Origin of the sequence: Bacillus sp. JJ1503, from assembly GCF_036965125.1 — a bacterium.
Taxonomy (GTDB): domain Bacteria; phylum Bacillota; class Bacilli; order Bacillales; family Cytobacillaceae; genus Cytobacillus.
In genome coordinates this window covers 1-4,779 of record NZ_JBALOZ010000396.1, presented here as the reverse complement: position 1 = coordinate 4,779, position 4,779 = coordinate 1, and the positions used below count along the sequence as shown (strand labels likewise).

The window sequence follows — 4,779 nt, the reverse complement described above, 5'->3', positions numbered from 1 at the left end:
GAAAGGGATATTAAAATAACCCTTCCGGAATTAACTTTTGAAAAAAGAATGGTCATTGACCTAGGCGAAGTCACTTGTCAAATTGAGCATGTTGGCGGCGATCATGCTCAAGACTCTGTCATTGTCTATATAAAAGAAGAAAAAATATTGTTTTTGGGGGATGCGATTTACGCTAATCTTTATGCTAGTAAAAGAAAAATGACAGTAAAACGGACACTTCAGCTTTTAGACAAAATTGACCAATTTGATGCAGAAACTTACATCCTTTCTCATTGGAAGCCAGTATCGAAACACGAATATCAGCAAGAGGCCAAATTGTTAAGGAATATAGCCCATTTAACTGAACAATTCGAAGGGCGATATGATGATATAAAAAATGCCTATCAATCGATTGTCAATCGAGACTTGAATGAGGATGAGCTTGAGACTTTGGATTACTTTGTAAATGGATTTGAACTTGGAAAGTAACTAACGCAAAAAAGAACGGATCTTGAACTTTATGTTAATTAGAGGAGTGGATAGAAGGAGCTGCCTGACTAGATAAGCTATTTGCAAGAAACGAGCCTAATCTGCATAATTACAGTTTAGGCTCTTTTTCTCATTTAACAACACTTCCCTTTGTAAACCCTCTTTCTTCCCCAAATGAAAGTTCGATCACTTCCGTCTTTGAATAATCCTTCAATAATTCTACTAAAACTTTACCGGTATCCATTATATACCCGAAATAGGGAAACTTTTTGTCAGCTGAGTGTAAGAGTCTAAGTTTGTTGCGGTCTTTTCGGTTGGAAAGTTATGACTTGGGATAACATATTTCACATCTAATAAATGTTGAACAGCATAGGCAGCCTCTTTCGGTCCCATTGTAAGTTGACCAGCTGAAGAGAGGATGGCGATATCAGGCTGATAGAAATCTTGTATCAGCTTCATATCAAGCATTAAGCCCGTATCACCTGAATGGTAAATCGTATAATCATCTTTAAAGTTAATAATATAGCCAGCGGATACCCCAGCATAGACAGGTAATCCCTCCGTATCCGCAATGCATAGCCTGAACCATTGTTACATGAAAATCATTTAGGGGGACGCTCCCGCAGATATTAATAGGAAAAACACTTTTCATGCCCTGTTGAAGGAGAATCATCGCAAAATCATATTGTGCAATGATCTTAATATTTGGTTTAAATTGAACTAATTTTGACAAACCACTCGAATGTCAATATGTCCAAGAGTCAAAAAACTGCATCTATTGATTTGTAAAAATCAGCATGATCTAATTCCTTAGCAAAACTAGGATTCAAATAGAAAAATAGATCAATCAAATAATTCTTTCCCAATTTGCTTTTCAATACATACATTGCATGACCTAAACGCCATATTTTCATATATAACCTCATGTAAAGCGATTATTATTTTCTAAGGTTAAACTTATGATGCCGGAGAGATTTTGATGTATCCTTTGCTCCATTCTCCGTGAACAGAATGGGATAGGAACTGAAATAATTAATGGTAAATATTGAAAAGTATTTAATCTTCTTCTTAAATTAAATGGTAAAATCAAATCTGATGGAGGGATTAAATGAAAAAGGATATATTTGTAGTCGGCGCCGTGATTATACTTAATGGAAAAATTTTATGTGCACAAAGAGGAGCAAATAGAATTTTACCGTACAAATGGGAGTTTCCCGGAGGCAAGATAGAAGTCGGTGAAACACCGCAGGAAGCACTAAAACGGGAAATTAAGGAGGAAATGCATTGCCAAATTGAAATTGGCGGGCAAATTGATCATACGGTCTATGAGTATGATTTTGGTATCGTTCATTTATCGACTTTTGCCTGCAAACTGAAAGAAGGGGAGCCGCGACTCACTGAACATAAGGAGATCAGATGGGTAGAGCCAAATGAACTGAGTACACTAGATTGGGCTCCGGCTGATATTCCGTCGGTGAAAAAATTAGTAGAAATGAATTTTCCCACTAACTAACGGGCTGTGTGGACAGAACCAATCATATAACAATGCAATTTTTACAAATAACGCTTGGGTGAAATGAAATCCAAGCGTTTACTTATGGGGTTTTATCAATTGTTTTTTTCTTTGATTGTAAATATATTTGTGTTACGATTCCGGAATAATACACGGAAAAAATCATAGCGAAGTAAAGGATTAATCGGGGAAAATAGAATTCTTCCTTACCCGTAAACTCCATATAATTGAAGGAATTACAAAAAAAGCCAAGGCCACTAATAAGGATAATCTCTTAATAGAATTTTGGTGATAAAAAAAGGCCAAGAAAACATTCACGCAAATTAAATAAGGAAAGCATTCTGTTCAACACAGAACACTTTCCTATTAGAGAGTTGTATAATCAACCAATGAAATGGTAACTTTATTCAATTATTTAGCTTCTGGTTTCTCTTTTCCCATAGAGTCAAATAATTGTGTGGATGATAAGGCATTGAATGGTAAAGATATATTATGTTTAACACCCTGGTTGTAAGATGCAATTAAGTCTTTAATTAGAACGGCTAAGGCAGTGTCTGCTGTCCATTCAGAAACATCGCTCCAATTTCTAGCTACCCAACTATCACCAGTACTTACTTTTAATAAGTTTAATACCTCTTCTTCAGGTAAGTTATAGTGTTTTCCTAATTTAAGTCCTTCAGCTAGAGCATTCATGTTAATACCTAGAATCATATTATTAANNGTATTAGATCCAATCGCATCAAAATAGGCCTTAAAAGATTTCACGATTGTCTCGGAACCAGCTGTCATAATCGATAATGTTCCAGCTTGAGCACCTGAAGCACCACCGCTTACCGCAGCGCTAATTAATTTCAAATCACTTTCTTCTTCGACTTTTTTGCCTAATTGATTCATTGTTTCAGGGTCAAGAGTACTCATAACAATAATTGTTTTATTTTTAGGTTGGGCAGATAAGATAGCATTCTCACCAAAAATAATATCAACATTTTGGGCATAGTCACGAACCATTGAGATAATCGCTTCGTCCGCTTGTTCCGCCACTTCTTTTAAAGTTTCTACCATTGTTATTCCAGCAGCACTTGCTTTTTCATAGACACCTTTAAAAGCATCATAACCGATTACTTCAAAACCAGCTTTCTTTAAATTAACTGCGATCGGGAAGCCCATTGTTCCTAATCCTACAAATCCAATTTTTTTACTCATGATTTTTCCTCCTAGATGATATTTTGTAAAATCTATTACAAAAAGTACTTTAGAATAAAGTGCTTGATGTATCGTAAGTTGAATCATTCAAAAAAAGTCTAAGGAACTTGCTAGATTTACATCATTAAGCTAAACCTAAGACCACCATGACAACAATAACGGCCATTGCGATCCAGTGGGTAACACTTATACTGATAAATCCATTTTTGAAGGTGTCTTTCATCGTTAGTCCCGTTATATTGTTAAATATAATCAAGAATCCAGAATAAGGAACAATTGATAGAGCTCCAGATCCGATTGCGATTGCGCGGTGAACCGTTTCCGTATCTAGTCCCATTTCTAAATAGATAGGGGCAAAATTCGCAACAGAAATGCCAATTGCTCCAACAGCTGAAGCAGTAATACCACCTATAAGACCTGTACCAATCATTAATGAAAGTACTGGGGGTCCAGGAATAGATTGAATCAATTGAAAGACACCCTTAAACGCAGGAACACTTGTAGCAATGCTACCAAATGCAATTGTACTGCCAGTTGTAATTGTTGATGATAACGATTCGTTAGTACCTTGATTTAACACTTCTTTTTGCTGTTCAATTTGTTTACGGAATAATATAGCACTCAATACGATCGTAACAATTAATGCGACAATAATGATATTACTCACAGAACTAAATATTAAGATGATGCCTAGTAACACGATGATAGGCAGTAAACTAATAATAAATGGTGGAAGCTCACTCTCAGTTGCCGTATTACTGCTTTCAACCTTCTCATCTGCATGAAATGTCTCGTTCTTACGCAAGCTTTTGGACAGCGAGAATTTCATAAATACTAATATGAAGACTATTNNCCGATAACCGGCGCAGCAGTTAATGTAGTGCCCAAAGCCGTTGAAGGCACAATATTGTGTAAAGAAGGCGCCCCAGGCAACATTGTCATAGTAAACGTTGAAGTCCCGCCAAACACAGGAATGGTGACTAATTTCCACGAAATATCAAGTTGTCTGAAGATCGGTTTAGCCATTGGGATTAATGCGAATATTATTACGAATACATTAATACCACCGTAAGTAAGAATGGCAGAAATAATAAATAATGCTACCAATGCGTTGTACGGGTTCTTGGTTCCTACCACCGACAATACTTTATTTGCAATTGAAATCGTTGCCCCACTTTTATCCATGTATTTCGCTAATACAGAACCTAATAAGAATATAGCGAAATTGGATGCAACAAACCCAGCTAGTGCCGTCATATAAGAATTTTCTTTGCCAAATACGGTCTCTAGTATAGGTACATTGTTAAACAGCAATACGACAATTGTCGCTATGGGTGCAGCAATGATGATACTGAACTTTTTAATAATAAAGAGAATAATTGTTAAAATACCTAACAATATTCCACTTATACCCAATATATCCATTCTAATTTTTCCCCTTTATTCTAGTTGTTATGGATATTATGTAAGCAACTATTATTCTGAATAATTCACATTACATCCTTTGTTTTAAAATTAACTAGAAATCTTTACCGTGATCGATATTAAACCTATACAAAACTTACAACTCAATTTAATAACGCTCGAAATAATAA

At 35.6% G+C, this 4,779-nt stretch carries 7 protein-coding genes; 2 read left to right on the top strand and 5 right to left on the bottom strand.

Annotation, left to right across the window (positions count from 1 at the left end; translation table 11 throughout):
- On the top strand, positions 1-468 hold a 468-nt coding region (locus tag V7149_RS23685; RefSeq protein ID WP_335348033.1), incomplete at its 5' end, for an MBL fold metallo-hydrolase.
- A 243-nt stretch (positions 469-711) separates the two neighbouring features.
- Here V7149_RS23685 and V7149_RS23680 read toward each other — a convergent pair.
- Both V7149_RS23680 and V7149_RS23675 read right to left on the bottom strand, forming a co-directional pair.
- Positions 712-1,041 (bottom strand): MBL fold metallo-hydrolase, encoded by a 330-nt coding sequence (locus V7149_RS23680; RefSeq protein WP_335348034.1) that lies wholly within the window; start codon positions 1,039-1,041, stop codon positions 712-714.
- A 188-nt stretch (positions 1,042-1,229) separates the two neighbouring features.
- Positions 1,230-1,382, bottom strand: coding sequence for a hypothetical protein (locus V7149_RS23675; protein ID WP_335348032.1), 153 nt, complete (start codon positions 1,380-1,382; stop codon positions 1,230-1,232).
- A 194-nt stretch (positions 1,383-1,576) separates the two neighbouring features.
- Between V7149_RS23675 and V7149_RS23670 the strand changes: the two genes are divergently transcribed.
- Complete coding sequence (locus V7149_RS23670; protein ID WP_335348031.1) at positions 1,577-1,981, top strand: (deoxy)nucleoside triphosphate pyrophosphohydrolase; 405 nt, start codon at positions 1,577-1,579, stop codon at positions 1,979-1,981.
- 411 nt (positions 1,982-2,392) lie between these two features.
- On the opposite strand, the gene V7149_RS23665 is transcribed toward V7149_RS23670, so the two are convergent.
- From V7149_RS23665 to V7149_RS23655, 3 genes are read right to left on the bottom strand one after another with little or no spacing between them, the layout of a single operon-like run.
- Positions 2,393-3,271 carry an NAD(P)-dependent oxidoreductase gene (locus tag V7149_RS23665; RefSeq protein ID WP_335348030.1) on the bottom strand — a complete coding sequence of 293 codons (879 nt, stop codon included), beginning with the start codon at positions 3,269-3,271 and terminating at the stop codon, positions 2,393-2,395.
- 37 nt (positions 3,272-3,308) lie between these two features.
- A complete protein-coding gene (locus tag V7149_RS23660; RefSeq protein ID WP_335348029.1) occupies positions 3,309-3,989 on the bottom strand; it encodes a hypothetical protein in 681 nt (226 codons plus the stop codon).
- A 41-nt stretch (positions 3,990-4,030) separates the two neighbouring features.
- Positions 4,031-4,609: a GntT/GntP/DsdX family permease gene (locus V7149_RS23655; protein ID WP_335348028.1), complete on the bottom strand. Its 579-nt coding sequence runs from the start codon at positions 4,607-4,609 to the stop codon at positions 4,031-4,033.
- Positions 4,610-4,779: the final 170 nt, after the last annotated feature.

Excerpts from the sequence above, each read along its gene's own strand:
- V7149_RS23670 (WP_335348031.1), top strand. The coding sequence starts at position 1,577 with ATGAAAAAGGATATATTTGTAGTCGGCGCCGTGATTATACTTAATGGA.
- V7149_RS23675 (WP_335348032.1), bottom strand. The coding sequence starts at position 1,382 with ATGAAAATATGGCGTTTAGGTCATGCAATGTATGTATTGAAAAGCAAA.